Below are 24,371 nucleotides of genomic sequence, written 5' to 3'. Positions count from 1 at the left end.
CCGGTGCGGTTTGCTCGTGACGATGATCACCGCCGCAGGCGGGTGAAGCAGCCGAGACAACCGCTACTCTGAATTGAGTATTCGTGCAATCCATCAATCGATCAACCGCTCCCACCGAAGGCGCCGCAGTGCCCAACCGTTACGTCGATCAGCCCGATCAGCCGCTCTACGAGATCAAGGCGAATCTCTTCAAGGCGCTGGCCCACCCCGCGCGGATCCGCATCCTCGAGGTGCTCAGCGCCGCCGACCGGCCCACCCCGGTCAGCGACATGCTCGCCGAGATCGACATCGAACCCACCGTGCTGTCGCAGCACCTGGCCGTGCTGAAACGCCACCACGTCGTCAGCGCCCACCGCAGCGGCAACGCGGTCTACTACCGGCTCGCCCACCCGAAGATCCGCGAACTGCTGGTGATCGCGCGAACCTTTCTGGCCGACACGCTCGACACCCAGCGGGCCCGGCTCGACACGTTGGCGTCGCTGCCTCCGCTGCGGTCCGACTCGTGAACCCCGCACGGTTGCTGCCCCGCCGATCCGACTACGCCGACCTGCCGCGCTCCTGGCGGCGCGACCTGACGGCGGGGGTCACCGTCGGCGTCGTCGCACTCCCGCTCGCACTGGCCTTCGGCATCAGCTCCGGGGTCGGCGCGGCGGCCGGTCTCATCACCGCCGTCGTCGCCGGGGTGGTGGCCGCGGTGTTCGGGGGTTCCCACGTCCAGGTCTCGGGACCCACCGGCGCGATGGCCGTCGTGCTGGCGCCCATCGTCGCCGCCCACGGCCTCGGCAGTGTCGCGCTCGTGACGGTGGTCGCCGGCGCGCTCGTCGCGGGCTGCGGGATCGCGGGCCTCGGCCGGACGGTCACCTTCATCCCGTGGCCGGTGATCGAGGGGTTCACCCTCGGCATCGCGGTGATCATCTTCGCCCAGCAACTGCCCGCCGCGCTCGGCGTCCCCACCCCCGCCGGTCAGCGCACGATCCCGGCTGCGCTGCACGTGCTGACCCACACCGACTGGTCTGCCGCCGCGCGCACGCTGGCCGTCGTCGGCTTCGTGGCCGTGGTGATGATCGCGCTGCCCCGGCTGCGCCCCGGAGCACCGGCATCGCTGCTCGCGGTCGTCGGCGCGACCATCGCCGTGAGCGCGCTGCACGTGCCCGTCGCGGCGATCGGTGAACTGCCGTCGCAGCTGCCGGCACCGATGCTGCCGACGCTCGACGTGGATTCGCTGCGCACGCTGCTGGGCGCGGCGGTCACCGTCGCCGCACTGGCCGCCATCGAATCGCTGCTGTCGGCGCGTGTCGCGGCGACGATGTCGCCGACCGGCCCGTACCACCCCGACCGTGAACTGCTCGGTCAGGGGCTGGCGTCGGTCGCCTCCGGGGTGTTCGGCGGGATGCCCGCGACCGGCGCTATCGCCAGGACCGCGGTCAACGTCCGTTCGGGTGCGCGGACCCGCGTCGCCGCGATCGTGCACTCCGTCGTCCTGCTCGGGGTGGTCTACCTGCTCAGCGGCCCGGTCTCGCAGATTCCCCTGGCCGCGTTGGCGGGTGTACTCATGGTGACGTCGTTCCGGATGATCTCGGCGGCCACGGTCCGGTCGATACTGCGGTCGGGTCGTTCCGACGCGCTGACATTCGTGGTGACCGCGGTGATCACGGTCAGCTTCGACCTGATCGAGGCGGTGATGATCGGTGTGCTCGCCGCGGCGTTCTTCGCGCTGCGGAACCTGGCCGGCCGCAGCAGCGTCAGCCGCGAGGAGCTGCCCGGTCCGCGCCGCGACGGCGACGAACACATCGCCCTGCTACGTCTGGACGGGGCGATGTTCTTCGGCGCCGCCGAGCGCATCTCCGGGGCGATCACCGAGGTTCTCGGCGGCCGGCCCGACGCGATCCGCGTCGTCATCATCCGGATGTCACAACTCGGCATGCTCGACGCCACCGGCGCCCGGACACTGGCCGAGATCGCCGCCGAACTGGAAGCCCGCGGCATCACGGTGATCATCAAGGGGGTGCGCCCCGAACACCTCACCATGATCACCAGCGTGGGCGTGCTCGACTCGCTGCGGCACGAGAACCACCTCATGGAGTCGCTCGACGATGCGATCGCGCACGCCCGAACCCACGTCGCGGTACCCGCGTCCTAGGTCGACGGACCCGGAGGCGGCCCAGCCGTCATTGTTCGCTCACGGGGGAAGCGGTGCCGCATCCGCCGCGCAGTCGTAGCGTGGAGAGGTGACCCAACCCCATGATCTGCCCCGGACCGTCGGTGAGCTACGCGCCTCCGGTCATCGCGAGCGGGGCGTCAAACAGGAAATCCAGGAGAACCTGCTGGCCGGACTGGCCGAAGGCCGCGATATGTGGCCCGGGATCCTGGGTTTCGAGGACACGGTGATCCCGCAACTCGAGCGGGCGCTGATCGCCGGACACGACATCGTGCTGCTCGGTGAGCGGGGCCAGGGCAAGACCCGGCTGCTGCGCGCGCTGACCGGGCTGCTCGACGAGTGGACGCCCGTCATCGAGGGTTCGGAACTCGGCGAGCACCCGTACAGCCCCATCACCCCGGAGTCGATCCGGCGGGTCGCCGACTCCGGCGACGACCTGAAGGTGGCGTGGCGGCACCGCAGCGAGCGGTACACCGAGAAGCTCGCCACCCCCGACACCAGCGTGGCCGACCTGGTCGGCGACATCGACCCGATCAAGGTGGCCGAGGGCCGCAGCCTCGGCGACCCGGAGACCATCGCCTACGGTCTGATCCCGCGCGCCCACCGCGGCATCGTTGCCGTCAACGAGCTGCCCGACCTCGCCGAGCGGATCCAGGTGTCGATGCTCAACGTGATGGAGGAGCGCGACATCCAGGTCCGCGGCTACACGCTGCGGCTGCCGCTCGACGTGCTCGTCGTCGCCAGCGCGAACCCGGAGGACTACACCAACCGCGGCCGCATCATCACCCCGCTCAAGGACCGGTTCGGCGCGGAGATCCGCACGCACTATCCGCTGCGGCTCGACGCCGAGGTCGGCGTCATCACCCAGGAGGCGCAGCTCGCGGCGTCCGTGCCCGAATACCTGCTGCAGATCCTCGCCCGCTTCGCGCGCAACCTGCGCGAATCGCAGTCGGTCGACCAGCGTTCGGGTGTCTCCGCGCGGTTCGCGATCGCCGCGGCCGAGACCGTCGCGGCGGCCGCGCGACACCGGTCGACGATCCTCGGGGAGCAGGAGCCGGTCGCCCGCGTGGTCGACCTCGGCACCGTCATCGACGTCCTGCGCGGCAAGCTGGAGTTCGAATCCGGTGAGGAGGGCCGCGAGCAGGCGGTGCTCGAACACCTGCTGCGCCGCGCCACCGCCGACACCGCGCAGCGGTTGCTGGGCGGTCTCGACGTGGGACCGCTGGTGGCCGCGGTCGAGGAGGGATCCCCGGTGACGACCGGTGAGCGGGTGTCCGCGAAGGACGTCCTCGCCGCGCTGCCGGACCTTCCCGTCATCGACGCGATCGCGACCCGGCTGGACGCGCAGACCGACGGTGAGCGGGCCGCCGCCGTCGAGTTGGCGCTCGAAGCGCTGTACCTGGCGAAGCGGATCGACAAGGTCTCCGGCGAAGGCGAAACCGTCTATGGCTGAACGCGGCCACGGCCGGTCGTCGAAGTACTCCCGCTACACCGGCGGGCCGGATCCGCTGGCCCCGCCGGTCGATCTGCGCGAGGCGCTCGAGCAGATCGGCGAGGACGTGATGGAGGGCAGCTCACCCCGGCGCGCCCTGTCCGAGCTGTTGCGGCGCGGTACCAAGAACATGCGCGGCGCCGACCGGCTGGCCGCCGAGGCCAACCGGCGCCGTCGGGAACTGTTGGCCCGCAACAACCTCGACGGCACCCTGCAGGAGATCAAGAAGCTGCTCGACGAGGCCGTGCTCGCCGAACGCAAGGAACTCGCCCGCGCCCTCGACGACGACGCGCGATTCTCCGAGATGCAGATCGAGTCGCTGTCCCCGTCGCCCGCCAAGGCCGTCCAGGAGTTGTCCGACTACCAGTGGCGCAGCCCCGAAGCGCGCGAGAAGTACGACCAGATCAAGGATCTGCTCGGCCGCGAGATGCTCGACCAGCGCTTCGCGGGCATGAAGGAGGCGCTGGAGAACGCCACCGACGAGGATCGCCGGCGCGTCAACGACATGCTCGACGACCTCAACGAGCTGCTCGACAAACACGCCCAGGGGAAGGATTCGCAACAAGACTTCGATGACTTCATGGCCAAGCACGGGGAGTTCTTCCCGGAGAACCCGCGCAACGTCGAGGAACTGCTCGACTCGCTGGCCAAACGCGCGGCGGCCGCGCAGCGGTTCCGCAACAGCCTCTCACCCGACCAGCGCGCCGAACTGGATGCGTTGGCGCAGCAGGCGTTCGGATCGCCGTCGCTGATGAACGCGCTCAACCGGCTCGACTCGCACCTGCAGGCCGCGCGGCCGGGAGAGGACTGGACGGGTTCGTCGGAGTTCTCCGGCGACAACCCGCTGGGGATGGGGGAGGGTGCGCAGGCGCTCGCCGACATCGGTGAGCTCGAACAGCTCGCCGAACAGCTGTCGCAGAGCTACGCGGGCGCCTCGATGGACGACGTCGACCTCGACGCCCTGGCCCGTCAGCTCGGCGACCAGGCGGCCGTCGACGCGCGGACGCTGGCCGAACTCGAACGCGCTCTGATGAACCAGGGTTTCCTCGACCGCGGGTCCGACGGCAAATGGCGGCTCTCGCCGAAGGCCATGCGCCAGCTCGGCCAGGCCGCGTTGCGCGATGTGGCCCAACAACTCTCGGGCCGGCACGGCGAACGCGACACCCGGCGGGCCGGGGCCGCGGGCGAGCTGACCGGCGCGACGCGGGCCTGGCAGTTCGGGGACACCGAACCGTGGAACGTCACCCGCACCCTGACCAATGCCGTGCTGCGGCAGAGCGGGACGGGGATGCGGGAGATCCCGGTCGGCATCACCGTCGATGACGTGGAGATCTCCGAAACCGAGACCAGGACGCAGGCGGCGGTGGCGCTGCTCGTGGACACCTCGTTCTCGATGGTGATGGAGAACCGGTGGCTGCCGATGAAGCGGACCGCGCTGGCGCTCAACCACCTGGTGAGCACCCGATTCCGCTCCGACGCACTGCAGATCGTCGCGTTCGGCCGGTACGCCAGGACGGTCAGCGCCGCCGAACTGACCGGGTTGGAGGGCGTCTACGAACAGGGCACCAACCTGCACCACGCGCTGGCCCTGGCCACCCGGCACCTGCGTCGGCATCCGAACGCCCAACCAGTGGTGCTGGTGGTGACCGACGGTGAGCCGACCGCCCACCTCGAGGACTTCGGAGCGGGTGGCAACGGAGCCCAGGTGTTCTTCGACTATCCGCCGCATCCCCGGACCATCGCCCACACCGTGCGCGGTTTCGACGAAGTCGCCCGCCTCGGCGCGCAGGTCACGATCTTCCGCTTGGGCAGCGATCCCGGCCTGGCCCGCTTCATCGACCAGGTGGCCCGGCGGGTGCAGGGCCGGGTGGTGGAGCCCGACCTCGACGGACTCGGTGCCGCCGTGGTCGGCGACTACCTCACCTCACGCCGTCGGCGGTGACTTCTACGCACTTCCGGGCGTTGTGCGCTATTGTTTGCTGACTTTGCAGCGTCCGGTCGGGTGGGGGAAGGCCCGTGGCGGACCGTCTCCTGAGGGGAATCGATGGCGAACCACCGCGTCCGGCCGTGTCGACGGAGCGCTGAGGGCACCCCGCGGGGACGCCTTCGCCGGGCGGCGCTGCCCGCCGCGTTGAGCGGTGTCATCGTCGCGAGCGTCGCCACCGCGGGCGGTGTCGCAGTGGTGAGCCCGGAGACCGTCGCCTCGTCGATGTACGAGCTGTCGGCTCTGATCACCGAGGGCAGTTCGACCAATCCGACCGGGGCCGGGATCGAGGACTTCTACGGCGGCATGTTCGCCGAGGGGCGCGACCAGATCACGGTGAACTTCTTCACCGGGCCGTTCGGGGTCTACGACGCGCTCCGCGCGCGCACCGACGAGGACAACATCGTGATGTCCTCCGGCTGGGGTGCGGCCAACGTCAGCCTGCTGCTCACCTATCTCGACGCGACCGGCGGCGACGACGACGTCGCCACCAACGCCGTCTACGTCCTCGACAACAGCGTGGCACGGCCCAACGGCGGCTTCGGCACCCGTTACCCGGTGTTCGCGGTCATCGGCGTGAACCCGTTGCCGACACCCACATCGCCGGGCGCGCAGGTCGTCGACGTCGGCTACGAGTACGACATCAACGGCAACACCCCGGCCTACGTGCTCAACCCGTTCGCGATGGCGAACTCGTTGGCGACCTATTTCGACAACCGGCTGAACCAGAACGACGTCGACCTGCCGGTCACCGCGGACGGCGAACTCGACCTCACCGACGCCGAGTGCGACAGCATCTGCCGGGCCTCGATCGAGGGCGGTGAGGACACGACGGTGGTGCTCGACTCCGGCGAGACCGTCGTCGTGAAACAGGTCGGCCAGACCACCTACATCAGCTACCGCCGCGACGGCCTGCCGTTGCTCCAGCCGTTGCGCACCTACGGCGGAGAGGCCGGCAAGAGGTTCGCCGACGCCATCGAGGATCCCCTGATCGACATCGTCAATTTCGGCTACCCGGGCAACGACCCGCTGGCCGATCCGGACGTCTACCGGCCCGCCGCGCTGCTGCCCACACCGCGGGAGACCGCGACGTTCCTGCGCAACCTCGCCGATCCGGACAACAACCGCAGGCAGACCGTCACGGCGACTGTGGAGCCGGAGACCGAAGAACTGTCCGCGCCCGTGGAGGAGCTCGACGCGGACACCGACGCCGCGCAGTCCACCGCTCCGCGGACACGGCGGTCGAACCACGTCGGCACCGTCATCAGGAACACGATCAAGCAGTTGACGAATCCGACGTCGAAGAAGGCGAGCACGCGGGACACCGGCTCGAAGGACGAGGCCGAAACGTCCGAACCGGCCGCGGACGCCGACGACACGACGGAGTAGCCACACCCGGTCTGTGGCGTTGCGGCGGCCGGCGATTTATTTGACTTCGCGCACACCGCATTTCCTGTTCGCGTTCACCTCTGTTGATCTTCTGTGGGCTGCGCTACCGTTTGCTCAATTCACGCCGTCCGGTGAGGAAGTGGGGAGCCCGCGGGACGGATCGCCGGTCATTCGAGGGGATTCACATGGCGAAGCACCGCGCCCTGCGCGCAGCATCCGGACGTCGATCATCGGTCGCGCGGCTCATGGCCCCGGGTGGGCTCGCCGCGGCCGCGGTCGGCGCCACCGGCCTGTCGTCGGCGTTGATGACGGGCGCGACGACGGCCGTCGCTCCGTCGGTCGACCTGATCGCGCTGATCACGCCAGCCAATTCGACGTCGCAGATCTTCGCGGGGACGACGTATTACGGCAACGACTACGCCGACGACGGCTACGGCGAACAGCAGATCGTCCCGTTCTTCCTGGGCCCGCAGGGCATCGCGGACGCGATCAGCGCCGCCGACGACGATCCGGACGGCATCGTCGTCCTCTCGTCCGGCTGGGGCGCCGGCCAGACCGGAACGGCGCTGGGAATTCTCGCAGAGAACGACGATCCGGCCCTGAACGACATCGAGCTGGTCATTCTCGACAACAACGCCAACCGCGCAGGCGGTGGCTTCTGGACCACGTATTCACCGTTCGCACCGCTGCTGCTGACCTCGGCCGCGCCCACGCCGACCGATACGGGTGTGCCGGTGCTGGATGTCGCGTACGAGTACAACATCAACTCGAGCGCCCCTGTCGACCCGCTCAACCCGTTCGCCCTCGGCAACAGCCTGGTCGCCTACCTCTACGGCTACGGAGCGCAGCAGACCGCGGTCGTGCCAGATGACATCCTCGCGGAAGCGAAAGACCCCACGGTCCAGCACTACCACTACATTCTGGATGCCAATGGTGAGCCCGTCGGCGACCCGATTCCGGTGGACGGCACCACCACCTACGTGACCTTCGAGTCCGACGGGCTGCCCCTGGTCCGCCCGCTGCGGCTGCTGCCCGGCGGGGATATCGTGGCCGATGCGCTCGAGCCCACCCTGACCGAACTGGTCAACGCCGGCTACGCCGACGGCCTGGGTATGGAGGACAACCCGGCGATACCGGTCGACCCCACCGTCCCGCGGCCCATGCAGCCCGGTTCGTCGCTGCTGGCCCTGGGCGGCGTACCGGATTCGGTCGACGACGGATTGACCGCGGGTGCGAAGACCGCGCAGGAGGACTTCTCCCAGCCGACGAACTTCGTGACCAAACCCGTCGAGGAAGCGGGCACGCTGCCGGTGCTGTCGACGCTCGTCGACCAGCCGACTGAGCCGGCGACGGAGCGGTCGACGGCCGAGCTCGCCGACAAGAGCGCAGAAGAAGACGTCCTGCCCGACGACGAGGGCAATGACGACGGCCAAACGGCGACCGAGACGCCCGCGAAGAACAAGCCCGGACAGCGGTTCACCGACCGGTTGAACGACGTGGTCAAGAAGGTGACCGACGGCGCGTCGGCGGCGACGAAGAACGTCAGCGAGAACGACTCGACCGACTCCGAGACGGATTAACCGGCGGCGGCCTGCTTGCGCTTCTTGCGTTTGACGGCGACGCTGCCCCACAGCGCGAAACCGCCGATCCGCACACACGGTGCGCCGGGCGTGCCGTCACCGGTGACGCGGTGGTCGAACGATCCCATCACCGCGACGCCGCGCAGATCGACGTTCACCTCCGGCGGCACCAGGATCGTCTGACCGCCGAACACCGAGTACGCCCGGATGTCCACCTCGGGTGCGGTGAAGTCCGCGTAGCGCAAGTCGACGACCCCGCCACCGAAGAACGCCAGGGTGGTGAGCCGACACGGGACGTTCCACCGGCCGCGTCGCTCGAATCCGCTCATGATCGCCAGCAGCACCGTCGACGGTGCAGGCCGGCACGGTCCGGTACCGCGCGGTGTGGTCATCGCGCCCGGCAGGTCGGCGCTCAACGAGGCGAGTTCGTCGTAGGTCTGGGCGGCGTAGGCCTTGGTCAGACGGCTCTCGTACTCGGACATCTGCAGGCGTCCCTGCGCCGCGGCATCGGTGAGCAACTGCGCGACCTGAATTCGATCGGTGTCGGCAGCGCGCTTCGAACCGTTCCGCGGCGTTGCAGGTGTGCTCATCAGAGACGAGCCTACGACGAACGCTGGCACATGCAAGAGTGTTGGCTAAACTGTGCCCTCACCCGTGACGGCGAACCCGCTAGACCGTCGAAGTTACTGCTGCCTCACCCCGGCCCGGTCGGAAAGCCATCGTCACACGCTGGGCTTATGGCGTCATTCGGACCCGAATGTGTAACGCGCCTCGACCCTTTCGGATTGCTGCGATTTCAACCACATTGCTCGCGGCGGCCACCGTCGGGTGCCACGCCGGAGTCAACCGAGCCATCTCGGCGGGCGCTTCTCGAGGAACGCCAGCATGCCTTCGCGCGCCTCCTCGGAGACGAACAGCGCGGCGGACTGCTCGACCAGCGCCGCGGCGTCACGGTCGAACGCCTGCAGCAGCGCGGCCGTCGTCAACGCCTTGGACGCCGCCAGTCCCTGGGGTGATCCCCGGCCGATCTGTGCGGCCAACTCCGCGACGGTGGACTCGACGTCGTCGGTCGCCACGGTCGCCAGTCCGACACGCTCGGCCTCCTGAGCGCCGAACGTCTCGCCGGTGACGAAGTACCGGCCCGCGGCCCGCGGCGTCATCTTCGGCAGCAGCGTCATCGAGATGATCGACGGCGCGACGCCGATCCGGGCCTCGGTCAGCGCGAAGGTGCTGGCCGGCCCGGCGACCACGAGGTCGCAGGCGCCGACCAGGCCGAGGCCGCCGGCCCGCACGTGTCCGTCGATCGCCGCGATCACCGGCACCGGCGATTCGAGGATCGCCCGCAGCGTCCCGGTCAGTTCCCGGGCCCGGTCGACCGCGACGTCACCCGGTTCCCGTCCGGCGGCCTCCCGCAGATCGGCGCCCGCGCAGAACGTGCCGCCCGTGTGGCCGAGCACGACGGTCCGCACGCCGGCGTCGGCGGCGGCCCGGCGCAGACCGTCGTGCAACTGGTCGACCAGGGCACCTGACAGGGCGTTGCGGTTGTGCGGTGAGTCCAGCGTCAGCCGGGCGACGCTGCCGTCGACGGCGTAGCGCACCAGATCGGACATCAGCGGGCCCCCATCAGTACGAGCGGGGCAGGCCGAGCGACGTCTGCGCGACGAAGTTGAGGATCATCTCCCGGCTCACCGGGGCGATGCGCGCGAGCCGTGACGCGGTCACCGCCGCCGCCACGCCGTACTCCTTGGTCAGCCCGTTGCCGCCCATCGACTGCACGGCCTGGTCGACCGCGCGCACCGACGCCTCGCCCGCCGCGTACTTCGCCATGTTGGCGGCCTCGGCGGCGCCCGCGTCGTCGCCGCCGTCGTAGAGCGCGGCGGCCTTCTGCATCATCAGCTTGGCCAGTTCGATCTCGATGTGGTTCTGCGCGAGCGGGTGCGACAGACCCTGGTGGGCGCCGATCGGCGTCTTCCACACCTGCCGGGTCTTGACGTAGTCGACCGCGCGGTTGATCGCGAAGCGGCCCATGCCGACGGCGCTCGCCGCGCCCATGATCCGCTCGGGATTCAGGCCCGCGAACAACTGCGCGATCGCGGCGTCCTCCGACCCGACGAGCGCGTCGGCGGGCAGGCGGACGTCGTCGAGGAACACCTGGAACTGGTTCTCGGGGCTGATCAGCTCCATCTCGATCTTGGTCCAGCTGAGCCCCGGCGTATCGGTCGGCACGACGAACAGCGCGGGTTTGAGGTGACCCGTCTTGTGGTCCTCGGTGCGGCCGACCACCAGCACCGCCTGCGCCTGGTCGACGCCGGAGATGTAGACCTTCTGGCCGCCCAGGATCCAGTCGCCGCCGTCGCGGCGCGCGGTGGTGGTGATCCGGTGCGAGTTCGACCCGGCATCGGGTTCGGTGATCGCGAACGCCATCGTGATCGAGCCGTCGGCGATGCCGGGCAGCCAGCGCCGCTTCTGCTCGTCGGTGCCGAACTTGCCGATGATCGTGCCGTTGATGGCGGGGGAGACCACCATCATCAGCAGCGCCGACCCGGCGGCCGCCATCTCCTCCATCACCAGCGACAGCTCGTACATGCCGGCGCCGCCCCCGCCGTACTCCTCGGGCAGGTTCACCCCGATGAACCCGAGCTTGCCCGCCTCGGCCCACAGTTCGTCGGTGTGCTCACCGGCGCGGGCCTTCTCCAGGTAGTAGTCCTGCCCGTAGTTGGCGGCCATCGCGGCCACCGCCTGGCGCAGGGCCTGCTGTTCGTCGGTCTCCACGAAACCGGTCATGGGGTGTCTCCTTCGGTCTGCACGCGGGCAAGGACGGCGCCGACCTCGACCTGCTGGCCGGGTGCGACAGTCAGTTCGGCGAGCACACCGTCGCCGGGGGCGGTCAGCGTGTGCTCCATCTTCATGGCCTCGAGCCACACGAGCGGTTGGCCGGCGGTCACGGTGTCCCCGACGGCGGCGCCCACCCGCACCACCGCACCGGGCATCGGCGCGATCAGCGAACCGTGCGCGACGGCGGACTCCGGGTCGGGGAAACGCGGCAGCGCGACGAACTCCACGGCGCCCAGCGCCGAGTCGACGAACACGGCGTCACCGTGGCGGGCGACGTCGAACGGGAACTCGGCGCCGCCGGCGGCCAGCACCACCCGCTGCGGGGTCGCGGACACCAGGGTCACGTCGTCGTGGTCGGCGAATTCCACACCGCTGCGGGTGAACCGGTAGCGCACCTCGTGCTCGTCGCCTTCGGTATCGCGGTACCGCTTGGTCTGGTAGCCGGAGGCCAGGTTGCGCCAGCCGCTCGGTGCGGCGGCGAACACCGTTGCGTCAGCGCGGTTTCGGGCCGCATCGGAGAGCGCCGCGGCGAGCACGGCCAGTTGGGTGGTGCGGCCGTCGCCGGTGGGCGCGGCGAGTTCGGCGAGGCCGTGGGTGTCGAAGAACGCCGTATCGGTCGCCCCGTCGAGGAAGGCCGGATGCCGCAGCACGTTGACCAGCAGGTCGCGGTTGGTGCGAACCCCGTGCAACCTGGTGCGCACCAGCGCGTCGGCCAGGATCGCCGCGGCCTGCTTGCGGGTCGGCGCGTAGGAGATGACCTTGGCGAGCATCGGATCGTAGAAGATCGAGACCACCGAGCCGTCGACGACGCCGGAGTCCACCCGCACGCCTGTGCGCCTCTGTGGTTCGAAGCGCACTGCGGCGCCCGGCACGTCGAAGCGGTGCACGGTGCCGGCCTGCGGCTGCCAGTTGCGCGACGGATCCTCGGCGTAGAGGCGGACCTCGATCGAATGGCCCTGTGCGGCGGGCGGTTCCGGGTCGAGTGGGTGATCGTCGGCGACCAGCAGCTGCAGTTGGACGAGGTCGAGTCCGGTGGTGGCCTCGGTGACGGGGTGCTCGACCTGCAGCCGGGTGTTCATCTCGAGGAAGTAGAAGTCGCCGTTTCCGTCGGCCATGAACTCGACCGTCCCGGCGCCGGTGTACCCGATCGCCTTCGCGGCGAGGCGGGCCGCGTCGAAGAGCCTGGCCCGCATCCCCGGGGTGCGTTCGACGAGCGGCGACGGCGCCTCCTCGACGATCTTCTGGTGCCTGCGCTGGATCGAGCACTCCCGCTCGCCGACCGCCCACACGGCGCCGTGCGCGTCGGCCATCACCTGCACCTCGACGTGGTGGCCCGCGGCGAGGTAGCGCTCGCAGAACACCGTCGGGTCGCCGAACGCCGACTGTGCCTCGCGCTGCGCGGCGGCCACTTCGTCGGCCAGGGCGTCGAGGTCACGCACCACCCGCATCCCCCGGCCGCCGCCGCCTGCCGAGGCCTTCACCAGCACGGGCAACTGATCGGCCGTCACACTTGCGGGGTCGAGCTCGTCGAGCACCGGGACACCGGCCGCGGCCATCATCTTCTTGGCCTCGATCTTGCTGCCCATCGCCGCGACCGCGGCGACCGGCGGGCCGATCCACGTCAACCCGGCGTCGTGCACCGCTGCGGCGAATTCGGCGTTCTCCGAGAGGAATCCGTATCCGGGATGGACCGCGTCCGCCCCGGCCGCGCGCGCGGCGGCGATGAGCTGGGCGCTGTCGAGGTAACCGTTGTTGCCCTGCAGCCGCACCCGCGCGTCCGCCTCGGCGACGTGCGGTGAGTGGGCGTCGGGGTCGGTGTAGACGGCGACGGTGCCGATACCCAGGCGGCGGCAGGTGGCGAACACCCGGCGGGCGATCTCCCCGCGGTTGGCGACGAGCACTCGGGTGATCACTGTGCCCCCTCTCCTGCGATTTCGGCGCGCTGACGTTCGCCTACCGTCGACAACCGCGCCGAAATCGCTGTCATCGCGGCGCTCACATCCGGAAGACGCCGAAGTTCGACGTCCCCTCGATCGGCCGGTTCGCGATGGCGGACAGGCACATGCCCAGCACGGTGCGGGTGTCGCGGGGGTCGATGACGCCGTCGTCGTAGAGCCGTCCGGACAGGAACATCGGCAGCGACTCGGCCTCGATCTGCGCCTCGATCGCCGCCCGCAGCGCGGCGTCGGCGTCCTCGTCGACGACCTGGCCCCGCGCCTGGGCAGCCGCGCGGCCGACGATCGAGATCACCCCGGCCAACTGCGTACCGCCCATCACCGCCGCCTTGGCGCTCGGCCAGGCGAACAGGAACCGGGGGTCGTAGGCGCGTCCGCACATGCCGTAGTGACCGGCGCCGTAGGAGGCGCCGATCAGCAGCGACAGGTGCGGCACCGTCGAGTTCGACACGGCGTTGATCATCATCGAGCCGTGCTTGATCATCCCGCCCTCCTCGTACTGCTTGCCGACCATGTATCCGGTCGTGTTGTGCAGGAAGAGAAGTGGCGTATCCGACCGGTTCGCCAACTGGATGAACTGCGTGGCCTTCTGCGACTCCTCGCTGAACAGCACACCGCGGGCGTTGGCCAGGATTCCGATCGGGTAGCCGTGCAGCCGTGCCCAGCCGGTCACCAGCGACGAGCCGTACAGCGCCTTGAACTCGTCGAACTCCGAGCCGTCGACGATGCGCGCGATGACGTCGCGCGGATCGAACGGGATCCGAAGGTCGGGCGGGACGATGCCGAGCAGTTCCTCGCTGTCGAACAGCGGCTCTGTCACCGGGGCCGGTGTCGGTCCCAGCTTGCGCCAGTTCAGCCGCGCGACGATGCGCCGACCGATCCGCAGCGCGTCGAGTTCGTCGGAAGCGAAGTAGTCACCGAGACCGGATGTGCGCGAATGCATCTCGGCGCCGCCGAGTGATTCGTCGTCGGATTCCTCGCCGGTGGCCATCTTCACCAGCGGCGGCCCGGCCAGGAACACCTTGGAGCGCTCCTTGATCATCACCACGTGGTCGGACATACCGGGCACGTACGCGCCGCCGGCGGTGGAGTTGCCGAAGACCAGCGCGATGGTGGGTATCCCTGCCGCGGAGAGGCGGGTGAGGTCGCGGAACATCTGCCCGCCGGGGATGAACACCTCTTTCTGCGTGGGCAGGTCGGCTCCGCCCGACTCGACCAGTGAGATCACCGGCAGCCGGTTCTGCAGCGCGATCTGGTTGGCGCGCAGGATCTTTCGCAAGGTCCACGGATTGCTGGTGCCGCCCTTGACCGTCGGGTCGTTGGCGACGAGCAGGCATTCCACCCCGCTGACCGCGCCGATGCCGGTGACCACGCTGGCGCCGACGGTGAACTCGCTGCCCCACGCGGCCAGCGGGCTCAGTTCGAGGAAGGGGGAGTCGGGGTCGAGCAGCAGTTCGATGCGTTCGCGGGCGGTGAGTTTGCCCCGGGCGTGGTGACGTTCGACGTATTTGGCGCCGCCGCCGGCCAGCGCCTTGGCGTGTTCGGACTCGAGTTCGGCGAGTTTGGCGGCCATGGCGTCGGCGGCTGCGATGTAGCCGGGCGAGGACGGGTCGAGGGTGGACTTCAGCGCCATTGCGCCTCCTGCGTCGCCGAGTGTGAGCCTATTGCGAGTATCCGCACGGCTTTTCGCAGTGGGTGCACGCTCGCGGGGACGAGGTGTGAGGTCATGGTTGGTATCCAAGCGTCTTGGCGGCCAGTGCGGTCAGGATTTCGGTAGTCCCGCCGCCGATGCCGAGAATCCGCATGTCACGGTATTGCCTCTCCACCTCGGACTCGGCCATGTAGCCCATCCCGCCGAACAGTTGCACGGCCTGGTTGGCCACCCATTCGCCGGCGTCGACGGCGGTGTTCTTGGCGAAGCACACCTCGGCGATCAGGTTCGTCTCGCCGGGCTCTGATGTCGCCGCCGGAGCGGCTCCCGCGAGTTGCCGCTCCACGACCTGGCGGGTGTACACACGGGCGACGTCGATGCGCCGCGCCATCTCGGCGAGCGTGTTCTGCACGGACTGCCGCGAGATCAGCGGCCGCCCGAACGTCTCGCGGTCGCGACACCACCGCACGGTCAGGTCGAGGCAGCGCTGCGCACTCGAATACGCCTGCGCCGCAAGACCCACCCGCTCGCTGACGAACGCGCCCGCGATCTGCAGGAAGCCGGTGTTCTCGGCGCCGACCAGGTTGGCGGCCGGGACGCGGACGTCGGTGTAGGACAGTTCGGCGGTGTCCGACGACCGCCAGCCCATCTTGTCCAGCTTGCGGGTCACCTCGAATCCAGGTGTGCCCTTGTCGACCACGAGCAGCGACACCCCGCCCGCGCCGGGGCCGCCGGTGCGCACCGCGGTGACGACATAGTCCGCGCGCACCCCGGAGGTGATGAAGGTCTTCGCCCCGTTGACGATGTACGAGTCGCCGTCGCGGTCCGCCCGCGTGGTGAGGTGCCCGACGTCGGAACCCCCGCCCGGTTCGGTGATCGCGAGCGCGCCGATCGACTCGCCCCGCAGCGTCGGCCGGACGTAGGCGTCGATCAACCGTTCGTCGCCGGAGGCGGCCATGTGCGGCGTCGCGATGCCGGAGGTGAACAGCGAGGCGAACACCCCGCCGGGCGCGCCGGCGCAGTGCATCTCCTCGCAGATGATCACCGCGTCGGCGCCGTCACCGCCACCACCGCCGACCGATTCGGGCATGCCGGCCCCGAGCAGGCCCGCCTCACCGGCCTTGCGGTGCAGGTCACGGGGCAACTCGCCGACGCGCTCCCATTCGTCGGCGTGCGGCAGGACCTCGCGTTCGGCGAACGCGCGCACGGACTTGCGCAACGCGTTGCGCTCGGGCGTGTTCCAGATGCTCACCGGGGCAACACCTCCTCGGGGATGTCGAGATGACGGCTGCGCAGCCATTCGCCGAGGCCTTTGGCCTGCGGGTCGAACCGCGCCTGGTAGGCGACCCCGGCGCCGAGGATGCCGTCGACGACGAAGTTCACCGCCCGCAGGTTCGGCAGCAGGTGACGGGTGACCGGCAGGTCGGCGGTCTCGGGCAGCAACTCGCGCAACCGGTCGGCGGTCAGTGTGTGGGCGAGCCAGCGCCACTGTTCCTCGGTGCGCACCCACACCCCGATGTTGGCGCTGCCGCCCTTGTCCCCGCTGCGCGCGCCGGCGATCAGGCCCAGCGGTGCCCGCCGCGTCGGCCCGGGCGGCAGCGGTGCCGGCAGTGCGGGTTCGTCGACCGGTGCCGGCTCGCGGGTGTCCGCGGCGGCGGGGATGTCGGTGCGGGTGCCGTCGGCGTGCACGGCGATGTGGGGCACGTCGGCGGCGTCGACGTGGCCGGCGGTGAACACGCCGTAGACCTGGCCCTCGCCGGGCGGGGCGGTGACGTGGAAGCCGGGATAGCTGGCGAGCGCGAGTTCGACTGCGGCGGAGGAGAACTGGCGTCCGACGGTGCCCGGGTCCCGGTCGCGGACCACGCAGCGCAGCAGTGCGCTGGCCGTCTCCTCGGTGTCGGCGTCGGGGTGGTCGGTGCGCGCGAGTGTCCACTCGAGTTCGGCCGGCCGCGTGGTGAGCCCCGCCTCGAGCTGGGTCCGGACGAGCTCGGCCTTCGCGTCGATGTCGAGGCCGGTGAGCACGAACGTCATCGCGTTGCGGAATCCGCCGATGGTGTTGAGCGATACCTTCAGCGTCGGTGGCGGTGGTTCCCCGACCACCCCGCTGATCCGCACCCGGTCGGGCCCGTCGTGATCCACCCGCAGTGAGTCGACGCGCAGCGTGACGTCGGGGTTCGCGTAACGCGCACCGGAGATCTCGTAGAGAAGTTGTGCAGTGACGGTGTCGACGGTGACGGCGCCGCCGGTGCCCGGGTGTTTGGTGATTACCGAGGAGCCGTCGGCGTGGATTTCGGCGAGCGGGAATCCGGGGTGGACGAGGTCGGGCAGTTCGGTGAAGAACGCATAGTTGCCGCCGGTGGCCTGGACACCGCATTCGATGACGTGCCCCGCGGCGACGGCCCCGGCGAGCGCGTCGTGGTCGGTGGGCTTCCAGCCGAAGTGCGCGGCGGCGGGCCCGAGCGTCACCGAGGCGTCCGTGACGCGGCCCGTCACCACGACGTCGGCGCCGGAGTTCAGGCAGTCGACGATGCCCCACGCGCCCAGGTACGCGTTGGCCGCCAGTGGTGTGCCGAACCCCAGCTCACCGGCGCGGCCGGCCAGGTCGTCGCCCTCGACGTGGGCGACGTTGACGGACAGGCCGAGGCGGTCGGCCAGTCCGCGCACCGCGGCGGCCAACCCGGCCGGATTGAGGCCGCCGGCGTTGGTGACGATGCGGACTCCACGCTCGACGGCGAGGCCGAGGCAGTCCTCCAGTTGTGCCAGAAACGTCTTGGCGTAGCCGCGGTCGGGGTTCTTCGCCCGGTCACGCGCCAGGATGAGCATGGTCAGTTCGGCGAGATAGTCGCCGGTGAGGAAGTCGAGCTCGCCGCCGGTGAGCATCTCGCGCATCGCGGCCAGCCGGTCCCCGTAGAAGCCCGAGCAATTGCCGATGCGCACTGGATCACCCAATCCGTGCTCCCATGCCGGCTCCAATCGTCATCGACCCGCCAACCAACCGGTAGGTTAGCCGGTACTGCCGGTCCCAGGTCAAGGGTTCAGGTGGGATTGGTGTGCTGTGGCCCCGCAGCGCGGACCGATACTTGACCGATGTCGTGGATCGCCCAGGCGCTGTTCGGCGTCGTGTGGACGGTGAGCGGCATCGCGATCGGACTCGGCCCGCCACTGAGCGAGACCGGCAGGGGTGCCTCGTCACCGGCCGCGGGCTGGCTGGTCGCCGCGTTCGGCGTCTACCAGATCGTGGCTGGTTTCCGCCGGTCGGTGAATCCGCCGGTGGACCCCGGCCGCAGGCCGACGCACCGCAGCGGCCGTGCACCCGACCGCTGGACGTCGATCGGATTGCCGCTGAGCTTCGCCGTGTGCGCCTTCGCGGGGTTCGGGGGCATCTGGTGGGGTATCGCCTCCGGCCACCGCACGATCATGTGGTTCGGCGTCGTATTCGCCGGCCTGGTCCTCGCGGCCTACCCGATGTTCTTCGACACCGTGCGCGGCCGTCTCCGGCGGCGCTGAGCGCCCGGGTTTTGGAGGCGGCGCAGCTCACCGGCTATCCTGAAGAGCACTTGCCGGCGCCCCGCCCTGAACCGGGTTTCGCGTGGCACCCATACCCGTCAGAGGAGAAGCTCGATCATGGCTGTGCCCAAGCGCAGAATGTCGCGTTCGAACACTCGTAGCCGTCGCGCGCAGTGGAAGGCCAAGCCCACCGAACTCGTCGGTGTGACCGTCGCCGGCCAGCAGCACAAGGTGCCGCGTCGCCTGCTCAAGGCCGCCCGGCTGGGCCTCATCGACCTCGATCGTCGCTGACACGACTTCGGGGTCGTAGCGGCGCGCCTCTCAGCGCTCTCTCAGGCGTTGAGGTGAAACTGTGCCTGTGCGCATACTTGTCGTCGACGACGATCGTGCGGTGCGAGAATCCCTGCGCCGGTCCCTGTCCTTCAACGGCTACTCGGTCGAGTTGGCCCAGGACGGTGTCGAAGCTCTCGACCTGATCGCCAACGACCGGCCCGATGCCGTCGTGCTCGACGTGATGATGCCCCGGCTCGACGGCCTGGAGGTGTGCCGGCAGCTGCGCAGCACCGGCGACGACCTGCCGATCCTGGTGCTGACCGCCCGTGACTCGGTGTCCGAGCGGGTCGCCGGACTCGATGCCGGCGCCGACGACTACCTGCCCAAACCATTCGCGCTGGAGGAGCTGCTCGCGCGGATGCGGGCCCTGCTGCGCCGCACCTCGCCCGACGAGGGTCTGGATTCGCCCGCGCTGACCTTTCTCGATCTCACCCTGGACCCCGTCACCCGCGAGGTGACCCGGGGATCCCGGCAGATCAGCCTCACCCGCACCGAGTTCGCGTTGCTGGAGATGCTCATCGCCAACCCGCGCCGCGTGCTCACGCGCAGCCGCATCCTCGAGGAAGTGTGGGGCTTCGACTTCCCGACCTCGGGGAACGCGCTCGAGGTGTACATCGGCTATCTGCGCCGCAAGACCGAAGCGTCCGGGGAGCCGCGACTCATCCACACCGTGCGCGGTGTGGGGTACGTGCTCCGCGAGACGCCGCCCTGATGACCCTGCCGCCTCCTCCGGTCCCTCCGCCAGCGCGGCTCAAGCCCGCGCGCAACACCAGTTCCCTGTCGTTGCGGTGGCGCGTGATGCTGCTGGCGATGTCGATGGTGGCGATGGTCGTCGTGCTGATGTCCGTCGCCGTCTACGCCGTCGTCTCCCGGGCGCTCTACGACGACATCGACAACCAGCTGCACAGCCGCGCGCGGCTGCTGATCGAGAGCGGGTCGCTGGCGGCCGACCCCGGTAAGGCGATCGAGGGCACCGCCTACTCCGACGTCAACGCGATGCTGGTCAATCCGGGCCGGTCCATCTATACGGCCAACCAGCAGGGCCAGACGCTCCCGCTCGGTGAGGCGGAGAAGGACGTGATCTCCGGTGAGCTGCTGCTGTCGCTGCGCACCGCGAACCATCAGCGCATCCTGGCGGTACACCTCACCAACGGCAGTTCACTTCTCATCTCCAAGAGCCTCGCGCCCACGGGCCAGGTGCTCGGCCGCCTCGGCACCGTGCTGCTGATCGTCGGCGGGGTCGGGGTGGCCGTCGCGGCCATCGCGGGCGGGATGGTCGCCAGGGCGGGGCTGCGGCCGGTGGGCCGGTTGACCCAGGCGGCCGAACGGGTGGCCCGCACCGACGACCTGCGACCCATCCCGGTGTTCGGCAGCGACGAGCTCGCCCGCCTCACCGAGGCGTTCAACATGATGCTGCGGGCGCTGACGGAGTCGCGCGAACGGCAGGCGCGGCTGGTGTCCGACGCCGGCCACGAACTCCGCACGCCGCTGACGTCCCTGCGCACCAACGTCGAACTCCTGATGGCCTCGCAGGCGCCGGGCGCGCCTCGGCTTCCGGAGGAGGAGATGGCCGGTCTGCGGGCCGACGTGATCGCCCAGATCGAGGAACTGTCCACACTGGTCGGCGATCTCGTCGACCTCACCCGCGACGAAGCGGGCGGTGTGGTCTACGAGACCGTCGACATGGCCGACGTGGTCGACCGCAGCCTGGAGCGAGTCCGGCGGCGGCGCAACGACATCGAGTTCGACGTCGACATCGTCGGCTGGCAGGTCTACGGCGATGCCGCGGGTCTGGCGCGCGCCGTGCTCAATCTCCTCGACAACGCGGCGAAGTGGAGCCCGCCCGGCGGTCGCGTGGGAGTGCGCCTGACACAGACGGATCCGGTGCACGCCGAACTCGTCGTCTCCGATCAGGGCCCGGGCATCCCGGAGGCCGAGCGCCGGCTGGTGTTCGAGCGCTTCTATCGGTCGACCGCCGCGCGCGCGATGCCGGGCTCGGGCCTCGGACTGGCGATCGTCAAACAGGTCGTGCTCAAACACGGTGGCGCACTGCGGGTCGAGGACACCGTGCCGGGTGGCAACCCGCCGGGCACGTCGTTCTACGTGATGCTGCCGGGCCGTCCGATCCCTGCGCACGGCGGCAACGGAACCGGCCCGGTGTCGCAGGGAATCCACGACACATCGCCGATCGGGAAGTCGGCCAACGGCAGGTCTCGGTCCGCTTCCAAGGAACTCTAAGTGGATTCTCAGTCCAGCTGGGCACTGTGGGAGCAAGTCCTTCGTTGAACGAACTGTCGGATCACATACGAGGAAGAGCATCGACGCGACATGACGAACCACCCGAGGTATTCGCCGCCGCCGCAACAGCAGCCGGATACGGGATATCCGCATGCCCAGAGGCCGGACGCGTATCCCCAGCAACAGCCGTATGACTGGCGGTACGCGGCCCAACCGCAGCAGCAGTTCCGGGCGCCGTACGACCCCTATCGCGGCGCCGCCCAGCCGACCGCGGTGGTCCCGCAGCCGCGTCCTGCCCAAAAGCGTTCACGCGCAGGGGCGTTGACGGTCGGCGCGCTCGCCGTGGCGGTGGTGTCCGCCGGTATCGGTGGCGGTGTGGCGACGATGGTCCATCAGGACCGGCCCTCGTTCGGCAGCTCGATCACGGGCGCGGCGCCGAGCGTGCCCGCCGCCGCCCTGCCCGCCGGGTCGGTGGAGCAGGTGGCCGCCAAGGTGGTGCCGAGTGTGGTGAAACTCGAGACGAGTCTGGGCCGGGCCTCGGAGGAGGGTTCGGGCATCATCCTCACGTCGGACGGTCTGATCCTGACGAACAACCACGTGGTGGCCGCGGCCGCCGACCGGCCCGGTGCACCGGGCGGCGCCCAGACCAAGGTGATCTTCTCCGACGGCCGCAGCACGTCGTTCACCGTCGTCGGCACCGATCCCAGCAGCGACATCGCGGTGGTCCGCGCGGAGAACGTCTCGGGCCTGACACCGATCACGCTGGGGTCGTCGAGCGATCTGCGCGTGGGTCAGGACGTCGTCGCCATCGGTTCGCCGCTCGGCCTCGAGGGCACGGTCACCACCGGCATCATCAGCGCGCTGAACCGGCCGGTCGCCGCAGGCGGCGACACGCGCAACCAGAACACGGTCCTCGACGCCATCCAGACCGACGCCGCGATCAATCCCGGCAACTCGGGCGGCGCACTGGTGAACATGAACGGTGAACTGGTCGGCGTCAACTCGGCGATCGCCACCATGGGCGGCGACTCGGCGCAGGCGCAGAGCGGTTCGATCGGGCTGGGCTTCGCGATCCCGGTGGATCAGGCGAAGCGCATCGCCGACGAGTTGATCCAGAACGGCAGCGCCTCGCACGCCTCGCTCGGCGTGCAGGTCAGCAACGACGCGGCCACCGACGGCGCGAAGATCGTCGAGGTGAACGACGGAGGCGCCGCGGCAGCCGCGGGTCTGCCCAGCGGCGTGGTGGTGACCAAGGTCGACGATCGAGTGATCAACAGTGCCGACGCGCTGGTGGCGGCGGTGCGGTCGAAGGCGCCGGGTGAGAAGGTGACGCTGACGTACCTCGACCCGTCGGGTAAGCCGCAGAGCGTGCAGGTGACGCTCGGGAAGATGCAGCAGTGACCACCGGCACCGGACCCGGAACACTGCGAGTGGCTGCGCCACTGTCCGTGCCCACATATACGGTTGAGGTCATGGAACAGCCAGGGGAGTTGGTGGGCCGCGCGCTCGTCGTCGTCGTCGATGACCGCACCGCCCATGGCGACGAAGAGGATCACAGCGGTCCGCTGGTCACCGAGCTTCTCGGTGAGGCGGGCTTCGTCGTCGACGGTGTCGTCGTGGTGTCCGCCGACGAGGTGGAGATCCGCAACGCGTTGAACACCGCCGTGATCGGCGGCGTGGACCTCGTCGTGTCGGTCGGCGGCACGGGTGTGACGCCGCGCGACGTGACTCCGGAAGCCACCCGGGACATCCTCGACCGTGAGCTGCTCGGCATCTCCGAGGCGCTGCGCGCATCCGGGCTGTCCGCCGGCATCGTCGACGCGGGGGTGTCCCGCGGGCTGGCCGGTATCTCGGGCAGCACCCTGGTGGTCAACATCGCCGGGTCCCGCGCGGCGGTGCGCGACGGCATGGCCACCCTGAGCCCGCTGGCCGTGCAAATCATCGGACAGCTATCCAGCCTGGAAATCTGACGTCGATTCGTCCTGCCAAGACGCCGCGACGACGCCTCCTGAGCGTCGTCCGGCGTCTTTTTGGTTCGCCTCGTTACGGCAACTGTCTGCAGCGTTACGGGCAGGTGAACACAAATCCCATACCATTTGTGATCTTGATCACAGAGAAGGATTCTCGTGACTGAGCGTGCGAAGCCCTCCCGGGATTCAGTTAACAAGATCTTCGGCGAGACGCTGCCCGAGACGTCGTCCGACGAACGCGATGACCGGGCCGGCGAGGACGAGGCGCAGCACGATCGCTGGCTGCGCGACAACATTCCGCCTCACCATGATTGAAGGCCGTGTTCGTACGATTCGGCTGAATTTGCCTGGTGAAAGAACTTCCCACCAGGGACTCCACGGTGCGTCGTTGCGAATGCACGGGTTCCGGGACGCCGGCCCCGTTCGTGTGCGGGGCGGCGATCGGCGACGCTGGCTGCGGATACTCAGCAAATCCTGATCTTCGTGCGGCCCGAGTCGAGGCCGCGAACCGCCCGCGTTGCCGCCCCATAGGCTCACCTATATGTTTCTCGTGTCAACGATGAGCTAGGCGTAAGAGCAATCTGTGGGGTCTCTAATTTTCCCTACAAGTTGCGCTTGCAAGGTGTGTGGTGGAGCGGTAGGGCCAGGCACCCAACAACAACTCGGTGAGCACGTCACCGTCCATAACAGCTAGGGAGAACATGAAGGCAATCAGTCGGGTGCTGATCGCGTTGGTTGCGGCCATCGCGGCTCTGTTCACGAGCACGGGCACCTCCAACGCAGGTCTGGACAACGAGCTCAGCCTGGTCGACGGGCAGGGCCGGACGCTGACGATTCAGCAGTGGGACACGTTCCTCAACGGGGTGTTCCCGCTCGACCGCAACCGGCTGACCCGTGAGTGGTTCCACTCGGGCCGGGCCAAGTACATCGTGGCCGGTGAGGGTGCCGAGGACTTCGAGGGTTCGCTCGAGCTGGGTTACCAGATCGGCTTCCCCTGGTCGCTGGGTGTGGGCATCAACTTCAGCTACACCACCCCGAACATCGCCTTCGACGGCCTCGAGGGCGCCGGCTTCATCGACACCACCCTGGGCAATGAGTTCACCGGCATCGTGACCCCGCCGCTGTTCCCGGGTGTGTCGATCAGCGCCGATCTCGGTAACGGCCCGGGCATCCAGGAAGTGGCGACCTTCGCGGTCGACGTCGAGGGTGCCGAGGGTGCTGTGGCGGTCTCCAACGCCCACGGCACGGTGACCGGTGCGGCCGGCGGTGTGCTGCTGCG

Annotated in this window: 21 protein-coding genes; 14 read left to right on the top strand and 7 right to left on the bottom strand. The window is 69.4% G+C overall.

Annotation, left to right across the window (positions count from 1 at the left end):
- The first annotated feature begins 128 nt into the window (after positions 1-128).
- The 6 genes from AU195_RS16235 (at position 129) to AU195_RS16210 (ending at position 8,603) form a co-directional block, all read left to right on the top strand.
- Positions 129-506 carry an ArsR/SmtB family transcription factor gene (locus AU195_RS16235; protein ID WP_059160088.1) on the top strand — a complete coding sequence of 126 codons (378 nt, stop codon included), beginning with the start codon at positions 129-131 and terminating at the stop codon, positions 504-506.
- Complete coding sequence (locus tag AU195_RS16230; protein WP_059160087.1) at positions 503-2,140, top strand: SulP family inorganic anion transporter; 1,638 nt, start codon at positions 503-505, stop codon at positions 2,138-2,140. Before AU195_RS16235 ends, AU195_RS16230 begins: the two co-directional genes overlap by 4 nt.
- 88 nt (positions 2,141-2,228) lie before the next feature.
- Entirely contained in the window at positions 2,229-3,611 is a 1,383-nt protein-coding gene (locus AU195_RS16225; RefSeq protein ID WP_059160086.1) for a sigma 54-interacting transcriptional regulator, read from the top strand.
- Entirely contained in the window at positions 3,604-5,592 is a 1,989-nt protein-coding gene (locus AU195_RS16220; RefSeq protein WP_059160085.1) for a VWA domain-containing protein, read from the top strand. Before AU195_RS16225 ends, AU195_RS16220 begins: the two co-directional genes overlap by 8 nt.
- A gap of 102 nt (positions 5,593-5,694) precedes the next feature.
- Positions 5,695-7,023, top strand: a complete 1,329-nt coding sequence (locus AU195_RS16215; protein ID WP_059160084.1) for a PE-PPE domain-containing protein — start codon at positions 5,695-5,697, stop codon at positions 7,021-7,023.
- Positions 7,024-7,208: 185 nt separating this feature from the next.
- A complete protein-coding gene (locus AU195_RS16210) occupies positions 7,209-8,603 on the top strand; it encodes a PE-PPE domain-containing protein (protein WP_059160083.1) in 1,395 nt (464 codons plus the stop codon).
- On the opposite strand, the gene AU195_RS16205 is transcribed toward AU195_RS16210, so the two are convergent.
- From AU195_RS16205 to AU195_RS16175, 7 genes are all read right to left on the bottom strand, one after another.
- Positions 8,600-9,193: a DUF1707 SHOCT-like domain-containing protein gene (locus AU195_RS16205; RefSeq protein ID WP_059160082.1), complete on the bottom strand. Its 594-nt coding sequence runs from the start codon at positions 9,191-9,193 to the stop codon at positions 8,600-8,602. The two genes, AU195_RS16210 and AU195_RS16205, sit on opposite strands and share 4 nt — an antisense overlap.
- A 252-nt stretch (positions 9,194-9,445) precedes the next feature.
- Entirely contained in the window at positions 9,446-10,213 is a 768-nt protein-coding gene (locus AU195_RS16200; RefSeq protein WP_059160081.1) for an enoyl-CoA hydratase family protein, read from the bottom strand.
- A 13-nt stretch (positions 10,214-10,226) separates the two neighbouring features.
- Complete coding sequence (locus tag AU195_RS16195) at positions 10,227-11,387, bottom strand: acyl-CoA dehydrogenase family protein (RefSeq protein ID WP_059160080.1); 1,161 nt, start codon at positions 11,385-11,387, stop codon at positions 10,227-10,229.
- Complete coding sequence (locus AU195_RS16190; RefSeq protein ID WP_059160079.1) at positions 11,384-13,351, bottom strand: acetyl/propionyl/methylcrotonyl-CoA carboxylase subunit alpha; 1,968 nt, start codon at positions 13,349-13,351, stop codon at positions 11,384-11,386. The genes AU195_RS16195 and AU195_RS16190 overlap by 4 nt, the downstream gene beginning before the upstream one ends.
- 82 nt (positions 13,352-13,433) lie before the next feature.
- Positions 13,434-15,026: an acyl-CoA carboxylase subunit beta gene (locus AU195_RS16185; RefSeq protein ID WP_059160078.1), complete on the bottom strand. Its 1,593-nt coding sequence runs from the start codon at positions 15,024-15,026 to the stop codon at positions 13,434-13,436.
- A 91-nt stretch (positions 15,027-15,117) separates the two neighbouring features.
- Entirely contained in the window at positions 15,118-16,296 is a 1,179-nt protein-coding gene (locus AU195_RS16180; protein ID WP_059160077.1) for an acyl-CoA dehydrogenase family protein, read from the bottom strand.
- Complete coding sequence (locus AU195_RS16175; protein WP_157531155.1) at positions 16,293-17,981, bottom strand: acyclic terpene utilization AtuA family protein; 1,689 nt, start codon at positions 17,979-17,981, stop codon at positions 16,293-16,295. The genes AU195_RS16180 and AU195_RS16175 overlap by 4 nt, the downstream gene beginning before the upstream one ends.
- Before the next feature lie 150 nt (positions 17,982-18,131).
- Between AU195_RS16175 and AU195_RS16170 the strand changes: the two genes are divergently transcribed.
- The 8 genes from AU195_RS16170 to mspA all read left to right on the top strand — a co-directional run.
- Positions 18,132-18,551 (top strand): hypothetical protein, encoded by a 420-nt coding sequence (locus tag AU195_RS16170; RefSeq protein ID WP_059160075.1) that lies wholly within the window; start codon positions 18,132-18,134, stop codon positions 18,549-18,551.
- A 117-nt stretch (positions 18,552-18,668) separates the two neighbouring features.
- Entirely contained in the window at positions 18,669-18,842 is a 174-nt protein-coding gene (gene rpmF / locus AU195_RS16165; RefSeq protein ID WP_011561680.1) for a 50S ribosomal protein L32, read from the top strand.
- 67 nt (positions 18,843-18,909) lie between these two features.
- Positions 18,910-19,596: a response regulator transcription factor gene (locus AU195_RS16160; RefSeq protein ID WP_059160074.1), complete on the top strand. Its 687-nt coding sequence runs from the start codon at positions 18,910-18,912 to the stop codon at positions 19,594-19,596.
- Entirely contained in the window at positions 19,596-21,122 is a 1,527-nt protein-coding gene (locus AU195_RS16155; protein ID WP_059160073.1) for a HAMP domain-containing sensor histidine kinase, read from the top strand. Before AU195_RS16160 ends, AU195_RS16155 begins: the two co-directional genes overlap by 1 nt.
- Before the next feature lie 90 nt (positions 21,123-21,212).
- Positions 21,213-22,523, top strand: coding sequence for a S1C family serine protease (locus AU195_RS16150; RefSeq protein ID WP_059160072.1), 1,311 nt, complete (start codon positions 21,213-21,215; stop codon positions 22,521-22,523).
- A gap of 23 nt (positions 22,524-22,546) precedes the next feature.
- A complete protein-coding gene (locus AU195_RS16145; RefSeq protein ID WP_172800610.1) occupies positions 22,547-23,092 on the top strand; it encodes a MogA/MoaB family molybdenum cofactor biosynthesis protein in 546 nt (181 codons plus the stop codon).
- 156 nt (positions 23,093-23,248) lie between these two features.
- Positions 23,249-23,407, top strand: a complete 159-nt coding sequence (locus tag AU195_RS25960) for a hypothetical protein (RefSeq protein WP_172800609.1) — start codon at positions 23,249-23,251, stop codon at positions 23,405-23,407.
- Between the two features lie 386 nt (positions 23,408-23,793).
- Positions 23,794-24,371: porin MspA (gene mspA, locus AU195_RS16140; protein ID WP_059160071.1), on the top strand; the 578-nt coding region annotated here is incomplete at its 3' end.

The organism is Mycobacterium sp. IS-1496 (assembly GCF_001499995.1).
In the GTDB taxonomy this organism is placed as follows: Bacteria; Actinomycetota; Actinomycetes; order Mycobacteriales; family Mycobacteriaceae; genus Mycobacterium.
The sequence above is the reverse complement of the archived record's forward strand: the minus strand, read 5'-3'. Positions and strand labels throughout refer to the sequence as shown.